General features: G+C 53.8%; 18 protein-coding genes and 3 tRNA genes. 1 reads left to right on the top strand and 20 read right to left on the bottom strand.

The window, feature by feature from the left end; translation table 11 throughout:
• Positions 1-69: 69 nt before the first annotated feature.
• The 12 genes from MNU25_RS00465 to MNU25_RS00520 all read right to left on the bottom strand — a co-directional run bounded on the left by MNU25_RS00465 (position 70) and on the right by MNU25_RS00520 (position 13350).
• Positions 70-1275, bottom strand: a complete 1206-nt coding sequence (locus MNU25_RS00465) for a uroporphyrinogen decarboxylase family protein (RefSeq protein ID WP_240983278.1) — start codon at positions 1273-1275, stop codon at positions 70-72.
• Positions 1266-1520: a hypothetical protein gene (locus tag MNU25_RS00470; RefSeq protein ID WP_240983279.1), complete on the bottom strand. Its 255-nt coding sequence runs from the start codon at positions 1518-1520 to the stop codon at positions 1266-1268. Before MNU25_RS00470 ends, MNU25_RS00465 begins: the two co-directional genes overlap by 10 nt.
• A 117-nt stretch (positions 1521-1637) precedes the next feature.
• Positions 1638-3011: an MFS transporter gene (locus MNU25_RS00475; RefSeq protein WP_240983280.1), complete on the bottom strand. Its 1374-nt coding sequence runs from the start codon at positions 3009-3011 to the stop codon at positions 1638-1640.
• Positions 3012-3456: 445 nt separating this feature from the next.
• A complete protein-coding gene (locus MNU25_RS00480; protein WP_240983281.1) occupies positions 3457-4095 on the bottom strand; it encodes a corrinoid protein in 639 nt (212 codons plus the stop codon).
• A gap of 4 nt (positions 4096-4099) precedes the next feature.
• A complete protein-coding gene (locus MNU25_RS00485; RefSeq protein WP_240983282.1) occupies positions 4100-5191 on the bottom strand; it encodes a uroporphyrinogen decarboxylase family protein in 1092 nt (363 codons plus the stop codon).
• Positions 5188-5514: a hypothetical protein gene (locus tag MNU25_RS00490; RefSeq protein ID WP_240983283.1), complete on the bottom strand. Its 327-nt coding sequence runs from the start codon at positions 5512-5514 to the stop codon at positions 5188-5190. The genes MNU25_RS00485 and MNU25_RS00490 overlap by 4 nt, the downstream gene beginning before the upstream one ends.
• Positions 5515-6074: 560 nt before the next feature.
• Positions 6075-7853, bottom strand: a complete 1779-nt coding sequence (locus MNU25_RS00495; protein ID WP_240983284.1) for a sigma 54-interacting transcriptional regulator — start codon at positions 7851-7853, stop codon at positions 6075-6077.
• Between the two features lie 18 nt (positions 7854-7871).
• Complete coding sequence (locus MNU25_RS00500; RefSeq protein WP_240983285.1) at positions 7872-8039, bottom strand: hypothetical protein; 168 nt, start codon at positions 8037-8039, stop codon at positions 7872-7874.
• 228 nt (positions 8040-8267) lie between these two features.
• Complete coding sequence (locus MNU25_RS00505) at positions 8268-9647, bottom strand: FAD-binding oxidoreductase (protein WP_240983286.1); 1380 nt, start codon at positions 9645-9647, stop codon at positions 8268-8270.
• A gap of 28 nt (positions 9648-9675) precedes the next feature.
• On the bottom strand, positions 9676-10977 hold the full coding sequence (locus tag MNU25_RS00510) for an FAD-binding oxidoreductase (protein ID WP_240983287.1): 1302 nt from the start codon (positions 10975-10977) through the stop codon (positions 9676-9678).
• A gap of 29 nt (positions 10978-11006) precedes the next feature.
• Positions 11007-12254: a (Fe-S)-binding protein gene (locus tag MNU25_RS00515; RefSeq protein WP_240983288.1), complete on the bottom strand. Its 1248-nt coding sequence runs from the start codon at positions 12252-12254 to the stop codon at positions 11007-11009.
• Positions 12255-12585: 331 nt separating this feature from the next.
• Positions 12586-13350 (bottom strand): IclR family transcriptional regulator, encoded by a 765-nt coding sequence (locus MNU25_RS00520; protein WP_240983289.1) that lies wholly within the window; start codon positions 13348-13350, stop codon positions 12586-12588.
• A 236-nt stretch (positions 13351-13586) separates the two neighbouring features.
• Here MNU25_RS00520 and dapB point away from each other — a divergent pair, with 236 nt between their 5' ends.
• On the top strand, positions 13587-14474 hold the full coding sequence (gene dapB, locus MNU25_RS00525; protein ID WP_240983290.1) for a 4-hydroxy-tetrahydrodipicolinate reductase: 888 nt from the start codon (positions 13587-13589) through the stop codon (positions 14472-14474).
• A gap of 124 nt (positions 14475-14598) precedes the next feature.
• On the opposite strand, the gene MNU25_RS00530 is transcribed toward dapB, so the two are convergent.
• The 8 genes from MNU25_RS00530 to MNU25_RS00565 form a co-directional block, all read right to left on the bottom strand.
• A tRNA-His gene (locus MNU25_RS00530) sits at positions 14599-14674 on the bottom strand.
• Between the two features lie 30 nt (positions 14675-14704).
• A tRNA-Arg gene (locus tag MNU25_RS00535) sits at positions 14705-14781 on the bottom strand.
• Positions 14782-14873: 92 nt separating this feature from the next.
• Positions 14874-14951 (bottom strand) — tRNA-Pro (locus MNU25_RS00540).
• Positions 14952-15015: 64 nt separating this feature from the next.
• Entirely contained in the window at positions 15016-15624 is a 609-nt protein-coding gene (locus MNU25_RS00545) for an XTP/dITP diphosphatase (RefSeq protein ID WP_240986676.1), read from the bottom strand.
• An 89-nt stretch (positions 15625-15713) separates the two neighbouring features.
• Positions 15714-16436 carry a ribonuclease PH gene (gene rph, locus MNU25_RS00550; RefSeq protein ID WP_240983291.1) on the bottom strand — a complete coding sequence of 241 codons (723 nt, stop codon included), beginning with the start codon at positions 16434-16436 and terminating at the stop codon, positions 15714-15716.
• 397 nt (positions 16437-16833) lie between these two features.
• Positions 16834-17745, bottom strand: coding sequence for an alanine-tRNA synthetase second additional domain-containing protein (locus MNU25_RS00555; RefSeq protein WP_240986677.1), 912 nt, complete (start codon positions 17743-17745; stop codon positions 16834-16836).
• Positions 17746-17836: 91 nt separating this feature from the next.
• On the bottom strand, positions 17837-18055 hold the full coding sequence (locus MNU25_RS00560) for a hypothetical protein (RefSeq protein WP_240983292.1): 219 nt from the start codon (positions 18053-18055) through the stop codon (positions 17837-17839).
• Between the two features lie 223 nt (positions 18056-18278).
• Positions 18279-18752: a Zn-ribbon domain-containing OB-fold protein gene (locus MNU25_RS00565; protein ID WP_240983293.1), complete on the bottom strand. Its 474-nt coding sequence runs from the start codon at positions 18750-18752 to the stop codon at positions 18279-18281.
• Positions 18753-18861 lie beyond the last annotated feature (109 nt).

Below are 18861 nucleotides of genomic sequence, written 5' to 3' on the forward strand. Positions count from 1 at the left end.
ATATAAGGCAGAGGTGAGGCAAAGGCTCGCCTTCTTTGGCAGCGTCTCGACTTCCTCAGGCGAACAAGATCAGACCCGTCCCACCGGGCCGAATTCCCGGGCCGCCCGGGCAATCCGCTCTATCCGGGAAAATGTAGCATCCGGCGGCGTGGTATCGGCAATACTCAGGATTAAGTGGTCTCCCTGCCCCGCCTGCACCAACAGGTCGGCCAAATACTCCTCAAATTCCCGGTCGCTCATGGAATTCTCCAAAACGCTGACCGAAGGAATCCCACCCCAAACTGTTACCTTCCCGGCAAAAGCCTCCCGTACGTCGCGTAAACTCAGCTGAGTCATCGGCGCCGGGCAGATGGAGTCGGCAATATCTATCTTACTGTCCAAATAAGACTGAAGCAGTCCCTTATTTTCTCCGTCCGTATGCGTTAAGAGGAATTTTCCCGCCGCGTGCAGCGTATCGGCCGCCCGCGCCAGGGTCGGCGTGATGTGTTCCCGGAAAAAGGGCGGCCAAGTAATTTGCGCATCGTAATTGGCCCCCAAGAGAATCACCTCAGCCGGGCTTTTGGCCACAACATCAAACACCCGTTGATAATACCCTTGAATCCGCTGGGTCAGCCACTCCAGCTCTTTGGGGTGGTCATGGAGCTCGTAGAAGAAAATATTGTAACTCATCAATTCCCGCTGAATCAAATGCATTGGTGAACCAGCCAGACTGACGTAGGCCACGGCCACTCCCCGATCCCCTACTTCCTCCTTGGCCACGAGATATTGTTCATAGGCTGCTTGCACTTCCGCGTGTTCAAAAATATAGGCGACAGGCTCATAGTCATCTACGCTTTTGATCGCGTGCTCCAAAATATGGGTGATCGTGACACCAGCCTGCCTCATGGCTTCATCGTAAACTACTTTAGTCGTCACCTTGCCCGCAGGCGTCTGGTATTCCACGCACGTCAGGTCGCCCTCATACGATATATTGCGCCTGATCCCCCTCAAAACGGTCCTATAAGGCAAAGTGCGCAGCCGATAAATACCCAAAGCCCGGTCGACTTCATCCAGCGGATCAACAAAATCGAGAAAATCAGGAATGATGGCATGATAACCCACACCGAGATCATCCACTATTTCCGTCAGCGTCGCTTTCTTATATTTGGAAGGCAGCGTCCCCCTAAGTTTATTAGCCTTGTACCAGAGATCTAAACGCGGGACGTACGGGAGACAGTCCGTCGCTTCACCTTTCAACGTGGCCAAAATCTTTTCCCGAAACGTCATCACAGCCATTTCACCTCTCCCTTCATCCTTCTTCTCCGAACGCTTGTATCCAATTCCCCCGTCTCCGGTCCGTTTGTATCCAATTCCCTTTGTCTCCGACCCGCGCGCACTTGAGCCGCCATTTGTCCGGAAGCGCGGGAACCGGCGCCCGCTGTGCGGGAGCCGGCATTCCCCGTCTCACCCCATCCCGGAGGACTGAGTGTGTTTTTTTCGTTCACTTGCTCATTCACGTACTCAGTCATTCTCTTGTTCATTGCCATTCTCTTGGTCATTGTCATTCTCTTGTCATTGTCATTCTCTTGTCATTGTCATTCTCTTGTCATTGTCATTCACTGGGTCACTCTTGCTTATTTACGTGCTCATTCACCGGCTCAGCCCGATATCTCTTCTAAGACGCGTCCCTTGGTCTCCACCCCAAGGATGAGGACGATGAGAGCGGCAATGACGAAAGAAATCGCTCCCAGGGTGAAGATGCCGGCATGGCCAGACTTGGGCAAAAACACTCCCACAATGGCGGGCCCCAGCAGGGAGCCCAGTCTGCCGACCGCGGAGGCAAACCCTGCCCCCGTGGCCCGGGCTCGGGTGGGATACAACTCCGGAGTGTAGGCGTAAATCGCCGACCACATGCCGAACATAAAGAACTGCATACACAGACCGAAAATGATGAGAGTCGTAATGTTTGTGGCACTTCCGTAGAAATAGGCCGACACGGCGGAACCGATCAACATCAGGGCCACTGTCCCCTTGCGTCCGATAACCTCAAGCAGATAAGCGGAGACGAAGAACCCGGGGATACCTGCCAAAGAAATCAGCAAAGTGTAAAAAACGGATTTAGTCACCGAATAACCCGCCTGCTGCAGGAAGGCCCCCAACCAGGTCGTCAGGCCGTAATAGCCGAGGAGACCGAAAAACCAGAGCGTCCAAACCATGATCGTGCGTTTGACGTACCCCGGAGCCCAAAGGTCCAGGAATGAACTGCGCGGCTCACATACCTTCGCCCCATAACTGTCACCGGACGGTTGCGGCAGTTGCTGCGTTCCCAATGCTTTCTTGACGTTGTCTTCGAATTTTGCCATCACTTGATCCGCTTCCGTGTCCCTGCCGTTACATTCCAGCCAACGTGGAGATTCGGGCACGATACGGCGAATAAACAGGACAAAAATCGCGGGAATGCCTTCGGCCGCGAAAACCCAACGCCAACCGCCAACCGGCAGAATCAGATAAGCCAATAGACCGGCAACGATAAAACCGATAGGCCAAAATCCCTCCAAATAGGCAATGTAGCGTCCTCTGTTCTTAGCCGGAATGAATTCCGAAACTAAAGACTGTCCGATCGGAAATTCCATCCCCATGCCGAGACCGACGGCCACCCGGCTCCAAGCGAGCATGGCCGATGATGTGGAGAAAGCGCAGAGAAAACTGCCCAAACCCCAGATGACCATGCTCCATTGGAACACGATTTTGCGGCCAAAGCGGTCCGCCAGCATGCCGGAAATAGCCGCTCCGAAGAACATACCCAGGAAACTGGCACTGGACAAAAGCCCCGTCTCCACCACGGTCAAGTGGAAAGCCTTCTGCAGAGAACCGAGGACGAAGGTCAGCATGCCTAAGTCAATCGAATCGAAGAGCCAGGCCGTAGCGATAATGCCAAAGATTTTTTTCTGATAAGAGCTCATGGGTAAACGCTCCAGGCGCTGGGGAATATTGAATTTGTACGTGGTTTCGACCGTACCGGATGATGCCATATAAATTCTCCTTTCTCGTACCCGTCTGCCTTATAATTTTTTGCTTATACCTGCTCGCCTTACGCCTCTTTGCTTGATACTTTGGACGTGAAAATTTTCCTAATCGTCTGACTAATTTTCCTTTAAAAGGAAGCCCCCATAGGGGCTTGACCGGAGGATTTTCCCGACAGAGTCTCTCTCACATTCCTTTCCCGGAAGCGCTTTCTCGAAGCTTCCCGCCTTTAAATTCGTTTTTCCGCGCTATGCATTTTCGCCTGCACGGCTTTCTTAGGCCGCTCCGCACCGGCAAACCGTCGTTCGCAGAAACGTCTTCACAGTCTTTACACTAACCCATCTTCACGATCTTTTCACCGGACCCATGTTCACTATCTTTTCACCGGACCCATCTTCACCGTCTTTGCACTAACCCATCTTCACCGTCTTTTAGCGTACCCGCTGCAAATCCTCACTTTGAGATGAGCATATTGGCCTTGGTCACCGCTTCTCCGGCATCCGCGGCATAAAAGTCAGCCCCGATAGAATCCGCAAAGCGCTGTGTCACAGGCGCTCCACCGATACCGATTTTCAAGTTCGCGCGCAGGCCATTGTCACTCAAAGCCTGAATGGTCTTGCCCATATTGGCCATCGTAGTCGTAAGCAGAGCACTCATCATGACAAAATCAGGCCGGTGCTCCTTGACCGCTGCGACGAATTTGTCGGGCGTCGCGTTTACACCCAGATCGACGACTTCGTATCCACCTCCCTCCATCATCATGCAGACCAGGTTTTTGCCGATGTCATGCAGGTCCCCCTGAACAGTGGCCACCACCGCCTTTCCTTTGCTTTCCGCCTTCTGACTGAGCAGCAAGGGTTTTACCAGGTTGAGGCCGGAGTACATGGCACGGGCCGAGATCATCATTTCCGAAATGAAGAACTCTCCCTTTTGAAACTTTTCACCGACCACCGCCATTGCGGGTACGAGGCCCTCGTTGAGAACCGTCTGCGGCCCCATGCCCTGATCCAAAGCCGTTTGCGTCAATTCTTTCACCCGAGGGGCTTGTCCATTGATGACCCCCTCCTGAATTTCTTCCAACAAATTCGCCATCTCTTCATCCCTCCAGCGGATATTTTCCGTATTTCTTAATTGCCCTGGACATCGCCAGTACGTTTTCCACCTTGCAATAATCCGTAAGGCTATTGGCGCTGGCTATGAGGTACCCCCCGCCGGGACCTGCGGTCATGATGCGATCCCGCACCTCTGTCTCAACCTCTGCCTCAGTACCCAAAGGCAGAGTATAATCGAGGTCAATATTGCCCAGAATAGCCACCCGCCCACCGTATTCCTTTTTCATCTTGCCGATATCCATGGCCGAAGGCTGAATGGGATGGATCGCCGTCATACCAAGGCTCAACAGATCCTCCATAATGGGAAAGAGATTGCCGTCGCTGTGGAAAATCCAAGGTTTCTTAATCCTTTCGGCCACAATTCTCATGTTGGGCAGCATCAACTCGCGAAAAACTTTAGGCGACATAAAAGGTCCGGTGTTGCCGGCTAAGTCATCATTCGCCCAAAAGAAATCAAAATCCATTTCGTTCAGGTGATCCACTACGGCAGCCGACCATTCGGAGAAACGACGGTGAATTCTATTGATCAGCTCGGGGTTATCTACCTGCGCATAGCTGAACTCCTCCAGCCCCATGCTCTCAATCGTAGAGGCCGCCCCCAAGCGAATGCGCGCGAAGACGGCATAATCTCCCCTGTATTGATCCAACCACTCCGCCACCTTGTCATAACGTCCGGGATGGTTCGGATCCGGCAAAAACTCCTCAAACAGTTTCAAGGACTCTTCCGAAACCAAAAGTCCTTTTTCGATATAAGTCCTTCCTGTATCCGGGTCGGCACCCATCTTGGCAATCCAGGGCGGGAAAAAGTCAAACGTCACTTTTTGGGGATTATAGTAACTTTCTTTATAGGTTTCCTTCGTGACCAATCCCTGACCGTCAGAGGCCGCCCCCGTCGGAAAGTGGGCGCCGAAACCGCTTAAACCCAACTTCTCACAGAGTTCAGGGGGGGTAAAATCCGCCCCGCCCATGATTTGTACCTGCAACGCCTCTTCGATATCATTTTCCACCCAAGGCACTTGATCCGGTTCTTGCCGGTGCAAAGCGGCCAGCACCCGTTCACGGTGTGTCATACTCATTTTTTCTTCCTCCTCACGCTTCTTAAGTCCCTTGCCTGTTCCTCGATCCTTTCGTATTCCTCGATCCTTTCGTATTCCCCGATCCTTTCGTATTCCCCGGTCCTTTCGTGTTCCCCGGTCCTTTCGTATTCCCCGGTCCTTTCGTGTTCCCCGGTCCTTTCGTGTTCCCCGGTCCTTTCGTATTCCCCGGTCCTTTCGTGTTCCCCGGTCCTTTCGTATTCCCCGGTCCTTTCGTGTTCCCCGGTCCTTTCGTGTTCCTTGATCTCTTCGTTTCCCCAATCCTCTCGTTTTCCCGATCCTTTGGTCTTCTTCGACCCACTCATATTCCGCGAGCCTTTCCCGTTCCCTGGCCCTTTCGCATTCCTCGATTCTTTGGCAGCCCCTGATCCTTTCCTATCCCTCGGCTGTTTCACCGGCTCAGACAGCTTTCCCGCACGGGCATTGAACTATTATTGCAAATTGCGTGCCAAATTTGGCACGCCCTATTTCCGGCGTTTTTACAGGGATCATCGCCTTTTCTGATTCCATCTTGAATCACTCTGCCTCTGTTTTTTTAACTTTACTTCCCGATCGTTCAACCTTGCTTTCCCGTAGTTGCGATCCGGACTCGGCTTCTGTGCCATTGGATTCGGATTCCGCTTTCCAGCCTTGGGACGAACTCTGCCCGTTAATTTTTCCGCCGTGAAAGCCGATATGCTCTGTCGGAATACTCAAAACTCGTGTCTTGCGTGTCCTTCCGAGCACCAGAAACCCACTGTCCGCCGCCTGATTCTAATATGAATCGGTCCTTCTCTTGTGTGATTCCTCACGGCATCACCCTGGCGATAAATGGGGGTAGGCAGCCCCACAATCATCTTCGCATACCGAAAGGAAAACCGGGGGCTTAGACCCGGACGCGGTATTTCTGCATCTTCTTGACAAGGCTTGACTGGCTGATCTTTAACAGTGCAGCCGCTTTGCGCGTGCTGCCCGCGACCGCGTAGGCTTCGCTGATCAGGCGTCTTTCCTCCTCTTTGAGGTATTGCGGCAGGGAAAAGGTGCCTCCTGACTGACCCGGAAATTCAGGCAGTTCCCCATGGCCAACCTTCTGGAAAGAGCTCAGACCGCCCGCTTCTGCCATCTTCAGTCCCCCCGGGGAGAAAACGTCCTCCATGCTTTCTCTGCCAATCGCGTCCTCCCGACCGGTCACCATGAGCCGTTCCACTGTATTTTCCAGTTCGCGGATATTCCCGGGCCAATCGTAGAGCATGAAAACTCCCATAACCTCAGGTGTTATCCACTTCTGCAAACCATACCGGGTGTTGAACCGACGCAAGAATTCATTGACCAGGAGCGGGATATCTTCCTTACGCCGGCGCAGGGGAGGGATAAGGATCGGCACGACATTCAAACGGTAAAACAGATCCTCCCGGAAAGTTTTCTCCCGCACCATCTCTTCCAAATCGCGGTTGGTCGCAGCCACAAAGCGCACATCCAAACGGATCGGTTTACTGCCCCCGAGACGCGTGATCTCCCGGTCCTGCAAAGCCCGCAATACTTTAACCTGCAGCTCCAGGGGCAGCTCCCCGACCTCATCCAGAAACAATGTCCCGCCTTGCGCCAACTCAAAAAGCCCGGGCTTACCTTCCTTTTGGGCACCGGTAAAAGCCCCCTTTTCGTAGCCAAAAAGCTCAGACTCGAGCAAATTCAGAGGAATGGCTCCGCAGTTAATCGTGATGAAGGGGTTCTTGGAACGGCTGCCGGCACGGTGAATCAAACCCGCCACCAATTCTTTGCCCACCCCTGATTCTCCCAAAATTAGGACCGTGGAATCCACCTTGGCTACGTGAAAAGCCATTTCCACCTTGGCCAGCATCTCCTGGTTTTTGGTCAGAATCTGCCGAAAAGACTGCCGGGAACGCAAATGTTCCAGCTCATTGTAGTAACGTTCGCTTTTCTCTTCACTCTCGGCCAAACGAGCTTTGAGTTCACTCAACTCGCTGATATCACGCACCGCGGTCACAACCCGGCTCAGTTCCCCCTTTTCGTCAAAAACCGGTGTTCCGGTCATGAGCAGTTCCTTGCCGTTGCGCACATCCACCACATTGACCCGGGCCCGGCGTTCCAGGACCATTTGGCTAACCGAACGGTTGAGATAGCCCTGTTTAAAGAGTTCGGAAAAATGCTTGCCTACAAATTCGTCCCTCGCGATCCCGGCGATGCGCAGATAAGCCTGATTCGCCCTGACGATGTAACCGTGCGCGTTGGCGACGACAATGCCGTCATCGACGGACTCGATCACCGCATCCAGGTCGGCATGGGCCCGGCGCACCGTCTCCAGTTCTTGTGACAGCGCTTCGATGTCCGTTATGTCCTGAAAAACGGCCACGGCCCCAATAATCTTATGGGCACGCCAGATGGGACTGCGGTTGGTTACAATCACCCGTTCTCTCAAGGGCAAGGGTTGACCATACTCGGGCTTTCCACTTTCCATCACCTCTGCGAGGCGGGTATTGGGAATGATCTCTTCCAAACGCCGGCCAAAGGCCTCTGTCTGGACGCATCCCACCAATTCGGCCGCCGCCCGGTTGAAGACTATCACCCGGCTTTCCCGGTTCACCGCCAGGATCCCGTTGTGCGCCGCGTCTAAGATCTCGTGCCACTCCCTTGTGCCCAGTTCCACCCCGGCCATCTCCCTTCGCTATCCTTTAGCCCGCACATCGATTCGCCTGCTGTCCGACGCTACCCGCTGAGCAGAAGGTCGCGGGCGCACCGATAACGCTTCCCCGGCCAGATGCCAGATAAATTTCTCCGACTCCGCGCCTTCGTACCCCCACTGTCCCCGCCCATCCACGCCTTGTTCGCCCATAACGTCCCTTCCAGTCTCCTCCGCCTGCTTCTGCAACCCACAAATTATAAGTCAAATTTTAGCGTTTCCGTTTCCGAAGCGAATATTCCGCTCCCGTCAGACACATTGGGCATGACTCGGCAGCAGCGGGCCTCACCCGGCCCGAAAACGAGGAACGGGGATTCCCGTCCCGACCGGCAAAACGCCGGCCGGCGAAACCCCCGCCGCGAAGATCCGCAACTCCCAAACCTACAAATTCATGATCTTACCCGGATTCAATAGGTGCCGAGGATCAAAACTGTTCTTGATCTTGGCAAAACAAGCCATGGCCACCGGTGAAAACTCTAACGTAAGATACTTTTTCTTCAGCAAGCCGATGCCGTGCTCCCCGCTCAACGTTCCTCCCAACTCCAAGGCGAGCGCGCAAATATCCTTTTCCGCTAAGTGCACGCGCTCCACTTCCTCTTCAATGCGCTGGTCAAAGAGGACCAGGGGGTGCATGTTACCGTCGCCGGCATGGGCCAGAATCCCCACTTCCAGGTTGCGCTCCTTGGCGATTTGCAAAATCCCGCTCACCATATTCGGAAACATGCTGCGCGGAACCGTAATATCCTGCAGGGAATAGGAGGGACGGCGGCGGGCCACGGAGCCGATCACGACCCGACGCGCCAGCCAGAGTTGGTCAACCTCGGCCGCCGTCCGGGCCATCTTAAACTCGCGCACCCGGGCTTTCTTACAAATCCCGGCAATCGTCTCCACCTGCTCGTCCATATCCTCCGGGTGTCCGTCGATTTCGATAATGAGCAGGGCGCCGGCATCCCGCGGCAGCCCGGCCCCGGTGGCATCCTCGGCCGTGTTGATCAGGAGGTTGTCCATCATCTCCAAAGTCGTCGGCACGATGCCCGCGGCCACGATATCCGACACGGTCTGAGAAGCATCTTCCACCTGGTTGTAAATGGCCAGCATCGTCTTCTTGGCGGCCGGCAGGGGCAGGATACGCAAGAAAATCTTGGTGAGCAAGGCCAGGGTTCCTTCCGAGCCAACCAGGATCCGGGTCAGATCATAGCCCGGCTCACTGTTGAAGTTTCGTCCTCCGGTTTGAATGACCTTCCCGTCAGGCAAGACCACTTCCAGACCCAGGATGTAATCCCTGGTCACACCGTACTTAAAACAGCGCGGACCGCCCGAACATTCGGCCAGATTACCTCCCAGAGTAGTCGCTTTATAACTGGCCGGATCCGGCGGATAGTAGAACCCTTTCTTTTCCAGCTCCGCCTGGAGGTCGAAGTTGACCAGGCCGGGTTCCACGACTGCCACAAAATTTTCGGTGTCAATATCGAGGATTTTTTTCATGCGGCTGAAATTAACCGTCACACAACGCCCGTCCGGAATCGTACCCCCGCTCAGGTTCGTACCGGCGCCGCGCGGGATCAAAGTGAAGCCGGCCTCGTTAGCCAGCTTGACCAATTTGACCACGTGTTCGGTTGACAAGGGGAAAACCGTAGCCATGCCCACACCCGAAAGCAAGGTGGCATCATAGCCATAGGACGTCAGCCCTATTTTATCCGCCTGGACATTCTTTTTCCCTACGATCTCTTCTAATCGCTCGACAACATCCTTCTCGGTCATAAAAACGTACCCTCCTTTCTCCTCCGGTCTACAAGCTTACCCCCGGCGCCAGAATCCCCTTCGGATCAAACTGCCGCCGGATCTGCCCTAAGAGAGATTCAATACCTTCCCACATTTCCGCATCATTGTAAGCCCGGCAAACCAGCTTACTGCCGAAGTTCCCGGATACATTACCGCCGAAGGACATAGCCAGGGCATTGACCTTGACGGCCATCTCCTCCCTCTCTCCCGCAGCCGGCAGAAGCAAGCGGACGCGACCCAAAAGCCCTTCCGCGACCAGACCCGGATAGGCGCCGAGATCCCCGGTTATTTCCGTCAGGGCCTGCAGGGCCGCCGCAAGTTTCATGGGGCCGACATTGAAATCTATTACCCGCTCAGCCCAGGTCGTGTTCAGTTCTCCGCGCAAGTCCAGCCAGCCCTGCCACAGCTTGGCGTAACCCTCCGCTTCCTTAACGGCTTGCACCTCACTGCTACCGGCCAAGTGAAAAATACCGGCAATCTCTTCAGCCAAAAGTTCGGTTGAGTTTTTGAATCCCGTTAGATCGACCATAACCAGGTTTCCTTTGCTCCCCGGATCGATCCCGGCAGCCAAGGCCGGGTTGAGGAGATTTAAGCGAGTCGGAAAAATACGGCGCCTAATCAGGGTCGCCATGGCCTGACAAGCCTTGGGCAGGGAGGCAAAATCCGCCACCAGTGCCATTTTGACGGCGGGAGGGGGAAGCAGTTTCACCAGAAGCCGCGTAAAAATTCCCAGAGTCCCTCGGCTGCCAACCGCAAAATGGATCAGGTCATAACCCGAAACGTTCTTGATGCATTTATTGCCGACCTCCAGAATATCCCCATTGGGAAGCACCATTTCGTAACCCAGAAGATAAGTCCGGACCGGCATATATTGAAAAGCCTGAGAATCCGCCTCCCCCAGCGCAAAACATCCGCCCACAGAACCGGTCTTGGGCACATTAGGTTCCGGCGGGAAGACCAAATTTTGCTCTGCCAAGATCCGGCTGAACTCGGTATGAGCTAAGCCGGGCTGAACCGTGGCCGTCAGATTGGCATGGTCTATCTCCAGAACTTGGTTCATTCTGGACATAACCAAGGCCAACCCGCCGTCTAATCCCCTACTCTCCACAACCCGGCCGCCGACCGCAATTTTCAGGCCCTCCTCATTGGCCAGTTTGACAATTTCCGCCACTTCAGCCGTATTGCCGGGCATCGCCACGGCCAGCGGCCGGCCCTGGCCCTTCAAATATCGGGCCATCGCGGAGGGGGAGTCGACGACATTCCCCTCGCCCACTAAGCCTTTGATTCTGTTCACTGTCTCATTGCTCATTACTACCCGCCCTCCACTCTAATAACCGCTTAGTCCTCATAAGCCTTGGCCAACAGATCGGCCACGTGCACCACAGTCTGCTGCTTGCCCGCGAAATTCAGTCCCCCCTGAATCCTCAGCATGCAGGCCGGGCAGCTGGTGGCGACTACCTCCGCCCCGCTGTCCACGATATTCTGGGTCTTCTGCCGGGTGATATCGGTCGACAGTTGATGATAGAAGGCCTGCACCAAGCCGGAAGCACCGCAGCAGCGGTTCGCTTCATTCATCTCCACAAACTGAAGCCGGGGGATGCTCTTTAAGACCTGACGGGGTTGAGAGGTGATTTTCAGGTGGCGGGCCATATGGCACGGGTCATGGTACGTGACTTTAACCGGAGTGTGAGCCTTGAGCTTGCTTTCATCCAATTTGATCTGGTCTTCGACAAACTCGGAGAATTCAAAGACCTTGGCGCAAAACTCCTTAACCCTGGGCAGATACCCCGGTTCGTCGGCAAAAAGTTTCAGATATTCATCGCGCAGCATCGAACCGCAGGAGGCACACGCAGTCAACACGGCATCCGGCTTACGATCAAGAAATGATTCGATCGTCTTGCGCGCATTGGCTTTAGCACTTTCAAAATCCCCATAGGCATATTGCGGTAAACCGCAGCACACCTGGTCCTTAGGAATAATCACATCGCAATTGTTCTTGGTCAAAACTTTGACAACGGAATGAGCCGTACCATCCAAGGAATGGTTGAGAAAACAGCCCACGAAAAAAGCGACCTTCTTTTGCGGATCACCGACTGTGATTTGCTCGGGCACCTGTTCCAAAAATGGCTTTTCGGCTGCCGGCATATTCCGGATATCAACCCCGCGAAAATAATCCAATCCGTCAATCCGCTTTAAAAGCCCTTTGCCGACCCCTTTAAAAAAGTTAAAACCATGTTCCAAACGAGAGGGACTGGCCAACGTCTTCAACGCAAACGACTTGGCAAAGGGTTTAATCCCGTGCCTCAGTTTTAAATCACGACGGGCGGCCAAAACCAGTTCATTTCCTTTAACTCCGCTGGGACAAGCCACCGCACATTCCCCACACAACAAACAACTGTTGATAGCGTCTTCATAATCCTGATCCGGTTCAATGACACCGTCCACCAGCTTCTTAATCAGCTGAATCCGGCCCCTCGGACTCAGCGGCTCCCGTAAATCGGTTTTGTAAGTCTTGCAAGCCGTTAAGCAAAATCCGCATTTGTTGCAAGTGTTGAGCATCTCGTAAACATCATTTAAAACCCCCACTCATATCTCCTCCTTTGCACCGCCTCTAACACCGGGCGTCAAACTTTCAACCCCATACAGAAAACTTTCAACCCATACATTTCAGAGCGAAACCGTGATCCGCAAGACCACGCCCCCGGCGCCGACCGCGGGGAAGGAACCTTGTGTTCCTGAAAAACACTCATACCTTTTTGGCACGATCTATCGCCTCAAGCTATTCGGGACGGTTGACAGCGAGGTGGTATGGTGGCCTTGCCAGTTGGTCAAAAGACACCCTCTCTCGTCTCATTATAGCACAAGAGTACAGATTTTGAACATTCCAACAGCTAAATAGGACGATTTTTTTGTCCCATTAGCACCTATAACCCAACTGAGAGGAAATTTCCTCGCCCACCCGGCGCAGTTCGGCGCTGATTCTGTCCGGTCCCTTCTCCTTCATCCGGATCGATGGTCCGGATACACTCACCCCGCCGATTGCCCGGCCCGAATAGTCCAGGACGGGAGTACCGAGACAAGTGATGCCCAAATCGTTTTCCTCATTATCTCTTGCCACCTTGGTCCGGCGGATTTCCGGAAATTCCTCCAGAAGCTCCCGGATGTCCGTCTTTGTATTGTGCGTCAACCTGGGCATCCCTTTCACTTTCAGGATCTGGCGCACTTCATCTTCCGACAGGGTGGAAAGGATAGCCTTGCCCGCGGCCGTACAGTGCATGGGGGCCCTTCTCCCTACCCGGGAACGCATCCCGATGATCTGGGAACTCTCAATCTTGTCCAGATAGACAATTTCCCCCTGGTCAAAAAGTACGAGATGAACAACTTCATCAAACATATTGGCCAAATCGCTCAGGTAGGGCTCAGACACCTTACGTATCTGAAGATCGTCAAAAAAACGGATGCCTAACTCCACGATTTTGATCCCCAGATAGTAACGATCCCCATCTCTTTCCCTTTCGACATAGCCGCGGTGAGCCAAGGTCTGCAAAATCCTGTACACCGTGCTCTTATGCAAACTAACCCGGTTGCCTATTTCCGTCACACCCAAGGCACCTTCGGCCTGGGCTAAAACTTCCAGGACATCTAAAGAACGTTCTAAGGTTTGGACATTTTTCTCCGCCAAAAATTTTGCCCCCTAATTGACTTCCTCGACTATTGCTAGTATGCCCAATCAAAAGCCCCAAGTCAAGTTCGGCAGAAGTTCGTGACTGCGAGGGGTTAAAAAGTTACCGAACATACCCGGAACCCGCTTCCGCTCCCAGTGCAGCAGTTACAGCGAGCCCTCTTGACATCCGACAACTCCCATCGTATAATAAAGTTGTAACTTATGTTAGCTCTAAATCTTGGAGGTGCTCTCGCATGATCAAGGTCTGTTTAATCGGTCTTGGCCGAACCGGCAAAGAAATTGCCCGGGTCCTTCTGCAGCAACAAGATCTGACACTCACCATGGCGGTTTGCAGTCCTTACAGCGATAAGCCCGGTAAAGACTTAGGCAGCATTTTGAACGGGAATGACACAGGGATCATCATGAAAAGCAGCCTCAACTTAGCGGAACAATTGGAAAACTCGCGCCCGGATGTTGCTATTGACTTCACAAATCCCGAATCCACCTTGGATCATGCCGAAATCTTGGGTCGTCTGCGAATTCCCTTAGTCGTCGGGACAACCGGATTCAGCGAACTACAACAGCGCAAACTTATGTACATTACCCGGAAATACCGCACCGGAATCATCTCCGCCCCCAACATAACACTGGGGGTTAACGTGCTGATGGTCCTGACTAACCTAACGGCGAGTATCTTGGATGGCTATGATTGCACGATCGTCGAATCGCATTTTAAGCAAAAGAAAGACGCCCCTTCCGGGACAGCGGTCAAAATTGCCAATGAGGTTCTCAAAGGCCGTTCCGGCACCGGCGTGAATCTCCACGAGTTGGATCACCGGGAAGTGCCCATTCACGCCATCAGAGCCGGAGGGATCATCGGCCGGCACAGTGTCGTGCTGGCGGGCGAATTCGACAAGATCGAGATCACTCACGAGGCCTTTGCCCGCACCGCCTTCGCCCTGGGCGCTCTCAAAGCGGTCCGCTTCATTTGCGGAAAGATCGGTTACTATGAGATGGACGAGGTTCTGGATCTCAAAAACGTCATCCTGCGTTACTTGGAGCGCGAAGCCAATATCCGCAGCCAAAGGTTCGGCGGCGAGCTGAGTTTTCCCTTCCCTTTGACGGAAGAAGCAGATATTTAACCGTATTTTTTGAACTCTCCGTGCGCCGGCACTTCCAACAATTTCGGATTGTCTCGGCTGAAGAAGTTAAAACCATCCAGCAAACAAGCGTCAGGAACCTACTCCTGACGCTTTTCTTACGTATTGGGGTGGATGAAGGGGGTCGAACCCTCGAATGCCGGAGCCACAATCCGGTGTGTTAACCACTTCACCACATCCACCATATGCAGTTGAATCCGTCCTGAACTGTGTGGCGCGCCTGGAGAGATTCGAACTCCCGACAACCTGCTTAGAAGGCAGATGCTCTATCCAACTGAGCTACAGGCGCAAACAACGGTCTCCGCCGGGGATAGACGTAAGAGGAAGCCTTGTGCGACATCCGTTTTCCAGCCTCTGACTTCCGGCCTATGACTTCTTTTCTGGTCGGGGCAGAGGGATTTGAACCCCCGACCTCCTGCTCCCAAGGCAGGCGCGCTAGCCAAACTGCGCTATGCCCCGTTCAGTGACATAGTCTAGTATATCTCACCGGAATAAGTTCGTCAAGAAATGATTTTTAACCGTTTCAGCCGCCTGCCGATCGCTGTTTTAACTCCCTCAAAATGGGAAGGGCTTTATGAAAGGCCTGCGCGCGATGGCTCAGTTTATTCTTCTGGGCCACGCTCAGCTCCGCCATGGTCCGGCCAAAATCCGGCACATAGAAAACGGAGTCATAGCCAAACCCGCCTTTTCCCCGCCTCTGGCGCAGGATTCTTCCCTCTACCATACCCTCGGTGGTGTATTCCTCCCCGCTGGGTGTAACCACAGCCAAAGAGCAACGGAAGCGGGCTGTGCGCGCTTCATCCGGAACATCGTCCAAGAGTTTCAGGAGCTTGTCAATATTGGCTTCATCGTCTTTCGGTTCACCGGCGAAACGGGCCGAATGAACTCCGGGAGCACCTGCCAAAGCATCCGCTTCCAGGCCGGAGTCGTCCGCCAATGAGATCAACCCGGTCTTTTCCGCCGCCGCCCGCGCTTTGATCGCCGCATTTTCGGCAAATGTTTTCCCGGTTTCCGCCACTTCCTGCCAACCCTCAATATCCTGGAGAGAAAGGACCTCAATCTCCTCATCCGCCAATAAATCCTGCAGTTCCTTCACTTTTCCCTGGTTTGAAGTCGCCAGCAAAAACTTCATCATCATCACGGCCTAATACTCCCGGCTTCCGTCGGAAAAGAAAGACCGTTTTCCCCCTTCCATGTTCTAACCTTCGGGGTCACCACTCCCTACTCCGAACCTAAAGCGGCTTTTTCCATTTCTATCAGCTCTTTAATTCCTTTCTCCGCCAAGAGGAGGAACCATTCTAACTCCTCCCGATCGAAGGGCGCATCCTCCGCTGTCCCCTGTATCTCGACAAATTTCCCCGTTCCGGTCATGACCACATTCATGTCCACCTCAGCCTGAGAATCCTCCTCATAGGCCAGATCCAACACCGCTTCCCCCCGCACCTTTCCCACTGACACAGCCGCCAGAGAATCCCGGATGGGGTTTTCTTTCAGCAACCCTTTGCTGAGGAGGACTTGCACCGCATCGACCAGAGCGACGTACGCGCCGGTGATCGACGCTGTCCTCGTCCCCCCGTCCGCCTGGAGCACATCACAGTCCAGCCAGATCGTGCGCTCCCCCAGTTTCTTCAGTTCAACCACCGAGCGCAAGGCCCGGCCGATCAGGCGTTGGATTTCCATCGTGCGGCCACTGAGCTTCCCCCTGGTCGCTTCCCGTGGCGTCCGGGTTTGGGTTGCCCGGGGAAGCATGGAATATTCCGCGGTTATCCAACCTTTTCCTGACCCTTTTTGAAAGAGCGGGACTTTTTCCTCCACACTGGCCGTGCAGAGGACTCTCGTCTGCCCCACTTCAATGAGCACCGAGCCTTCCGGCATGTTAGTAAAGTTCCGGGTGATTTTCACCGGGCGCATTTCGTCAAAAGCCCGTCCGTCAAAACGCCGCATGTAATAACCTCGCTTCTGTAACCGTGTTCAAGCCGTCCTTTACGGAGAGCAAGCCATCAATACCCTCTCTCTCCCCGGCAAAAGTCCGGTATGTCTACCCTCCGTTACTCCCATCATGCACTGCGTCAACGCATTACATCCATATGTTACACCGATATCTTGTCTCGATACTGTTTACGTCCATACGCTATGTCGATACGTCATCTCGCTGCTCTGCATCCATTCTCATCATCGATACGCCGCGTCGATAGGCTGCATTGAGGCGTCATATCAAATATCGGCATTTTTATCGGGGCGATAGCGTAAGATCAACGCTCTGAAAGGTTGTGCACGTCCGCACCCGGCAGAATCCGACACTCAGGTCAGATGCCGGCTCAGACTGCGAGCGGCCCTTTCGTCACCGCTCCTTGATCGGGTATTCCGGCCCCATGAGGTCCAAAGAACGAGTCGGAGTCGGGTTATCCCCGACAATCCCCGCGATGGTGTAGAGATTTTGGATAGGGTCATAACGAAACTCCTTCAGCAAACGAAAGCCCTTGATTTCACCGGTGCGGCGGATATGAATGCGCGGCCCGGTACAAGGGTACATCGTCTCCCCCACCCGAATGTGTTCGTCATCCGCGAAACAAATAGGCAGATCCGCTTTGATCAGTTGGTGAACTCTCTGTTCCACCAGGTCCAGATCAATATCCGGTTTGAACTGAGACTCAAGGACAAAACCGTGCTTAATATCACTGTGGATCTCCGGTTTATCAAGACCCATCTCTTCCAGAATCATAGAAGTCAAATCTTCCGCACTGTGTGCCATCCGGCGATACTTAATCGACTCGAAGACGATATCGGTGATTCCTTTGGGTTCCGGTCCAAAGACCGTAGGGCGCATGACGATCACTTCCTCGCCCACCCCGATCAGGACCTCCGCGTTGACGTTCAAAAAGGGATAGACCAAATCGAAATGCTCGACGACCACCCGGTGCCCTTTCATGATGGCCGCCTTAATGGCATCGGCAATCATCCAGGGCTGGGTAAAAGCGGATTCGAAACGGACATCCAAGTGATAGGTATGGCAGCGGAAATGCCCCCTCTGCGCATCTTCCAGAAGAGGAAGCGGACGGACATTGATCCCGTCGTCATCATTTGTCAATTCAAGACCCGGGAACATGCCCCGAATGAGCAGGGACTTTCCCGCCCCGGCATCCCCCAGAAAGCCTATCAGTTTGTCTTCGGGGCTGAGGTAGCGCTGCTGCAGATTAGTTCCCAGAAAAAGCAGGCGTTTCTTTCCCCGTGGCGCAAAATAAACCGCTTGCATCAGATGCTCATGCACAAAGGTCGTGGCCAAAACTCCCACCTACTTTCTCCCTTATTGTAGACAGGAATTCGCGTTTTGAAAAGCGTCCCTTTCAATTTTCCTTTTCATGCAAGATCCTGCGGACCTTTAAACCAATTTGCAAATTAAGCCGATTTTCCGCCGACTTAAGGCTGAGACCCCGGATGGATCCATTTTCGTGAGCAGCGGGACGAGGATCGTCGCGCCGAACGAAAACATGTTGAAAAGACAAAGGCACCGCTTTACTGAGCGGAGGGACATCTTCAATGTCATAGATCTTTTTCATCAGCATTTCCAGACCCCCTCAAAAAATAACTTGGGTTCCTTCCTGCTCTTACCGGCTGTCCTTCCCCTGGCGACAGTGAACACCGTACTCAAACCCTCATAAGCATACCCCCTTATCGCTCGCTGCCCTGCCAACAGAGCATCGGGGCCGGCGGGGAGGATCGGAGGACAACCCGGCACATCTTTGCCGGACCCCTTTTACCTCCCCGGGAAACCTTCCTAAAAACCCGTCACCCTTCCAGGGGCTTGAAGATAAAACCGCAGTAATCTTCGCCTACCCCCTCCCGGACCACATCGACCGCAGCGCGCACTTTCATTCCGAATTCGGGTTGATCGACCTCGAGCTGCCCGGCCACCCTGAGGCCATTCGCGAACTGCACGATGCCGAAACCGAGAGAGGGTTTCATATAGCCTTCCGGCAGGTTGTAAACTTTGGTCCAGGTGAGCAGGACTGCCTCTCCGCGCAAAGGGACCTCCGCAAAATCCCGGCTCCCGCATTTACGATAGACATAGTGGAAAGGATGATGGAGTTCTCCGCACCGCCTCCCCCAGTCCGCGAGCCCCAAAAGGCCCGTCACCACCACGGTGATATCCGCCCGGGAAATACCGAAGGCCTTGGCCATTAAATTCCGTACCGCAAAAGGAGACTGGGCCGAGGACCAAATCTTGACTTTGGGCGAATAAGGATCCGCCTGGACAATCACGACGTGCAAGGCCTTATAGGATCAATGTCTCAGTGAAGAATAAGTTCAACAACGCGGCGTAGGGCTCACCTATATCTCACAGGTGAGCCCTACGCTTGACCTCATCTTC

Origin of the sequence: Acididesulfobacillus acetoxydans (assembly GCF_902729405.1) — a bacterium.
Classification (GTDB): Bacteria; Bacillota; Desulfitobacteriia; order Desulfitobacteriales; family Desulfitobacteriaceae; genus Acididesulfobacillus; species Acididesulfobacillus acetoxydans.

Bases quoted from the DNA above. Each gene is read 5' to 3' on its own strand.
- MNU25_RS00465 (WP_240983278.1), bottom strand. From the start codon at position 1,275: ATGGCTGTGATGACGTTTCGGGAAAAGATTTTGGCCACGTTGAAAGGT.
- MNU25_RS00470 (WP_240983279.1), bottom strand. From the start codon at position 1,520: ATGAACAAGAGAATGACTGAGTACGTGAATGAGCAAGTGAACGAAAAA.
- MNU25_RS00475 (WP_240983280.1), bottom strand. From the start codon at position 3,011: ATGGCATCATCCGGTACGGTCGAAACCACGTACAAATTCAATATTCCC.
- MNU25_RS00480 (WP_240983281.1), bottom strand. From the start codon at position 4,095: ATGGCGAATTTGTTGGAAGAAATTCAGGAGGGGGTCATCAATGGACAA.
- MNU25_RS00485 (WP_240983282.1), bottom strand. From the start codon at position 5,191: ATGAGTATGACACACCGTGAACGGGTGCTGGCCGCTTTGCACCGGCAA.
- MNU25_RS00490 (WP_240983283.1), bottom strand. From the start codon at position 5,514: ATGAGTGGGTCGAAGAAGACCAAAGGATCGGGAAAACGAGAGGATTGG.
- MNU25_RS00500 (WP_240983285.1), bottom strand. From the start codon at position 8,039: ATGGGCGAACAAGGCGTGGATGGGCGGGGACAGTGGGGGTACGAAGGC.
- MNU25_RS00505 (WP_240983286.1), bottom strand. From the start codon at position 9,647: ATGACCGAGAAGGATGTTGTCGAGCGATTAGAAGAGATCGTAGGGAAA.
- MNU25_RS00510 (WP_240983287.1), bottom strand. From the start codon at position 10,977: ATGAGCAATGAGACAGTGAACAGAATCAAAGGCTTAGTGGGCGAGGGG.
- dapB (WP_240983290.1), top strand. From the start codon at position 13,587: ATGATCAAGGTCTGTTTAATCGGTCTTGGCCGAACCGGCAAAGAAATT.
- MNU25_RS00545 (WP_240986676.1), bottom strand. From the start codon at position 15,624: ATGAAGTTTTTGCTGGCGACTTCAAACCAGGGAAAAGTGAAGGAACTG.
- rph (WP_240983291.1), bottom strand. From the start codon at position 16,436: ATGCGGCGTTTTGACGGACGGGCTTTTGACGAAATGCGCCCGGTGAAA.
- MNU25_RS00555 (WP_240986677.1), bottom strand. From the start codon at position 17,745: ATGCAAGCGGTTTATTTTGCGCCACGGGGAAAGAAACGCCTGCTTTTT.
- MNU25_RS00560 (WP_240983292.1), bottom strand. From the start codon at position 18,055: ATGCTGATGAAAAAGATCTATGACATTGAAGATGTCCCTCCGCTCAGT.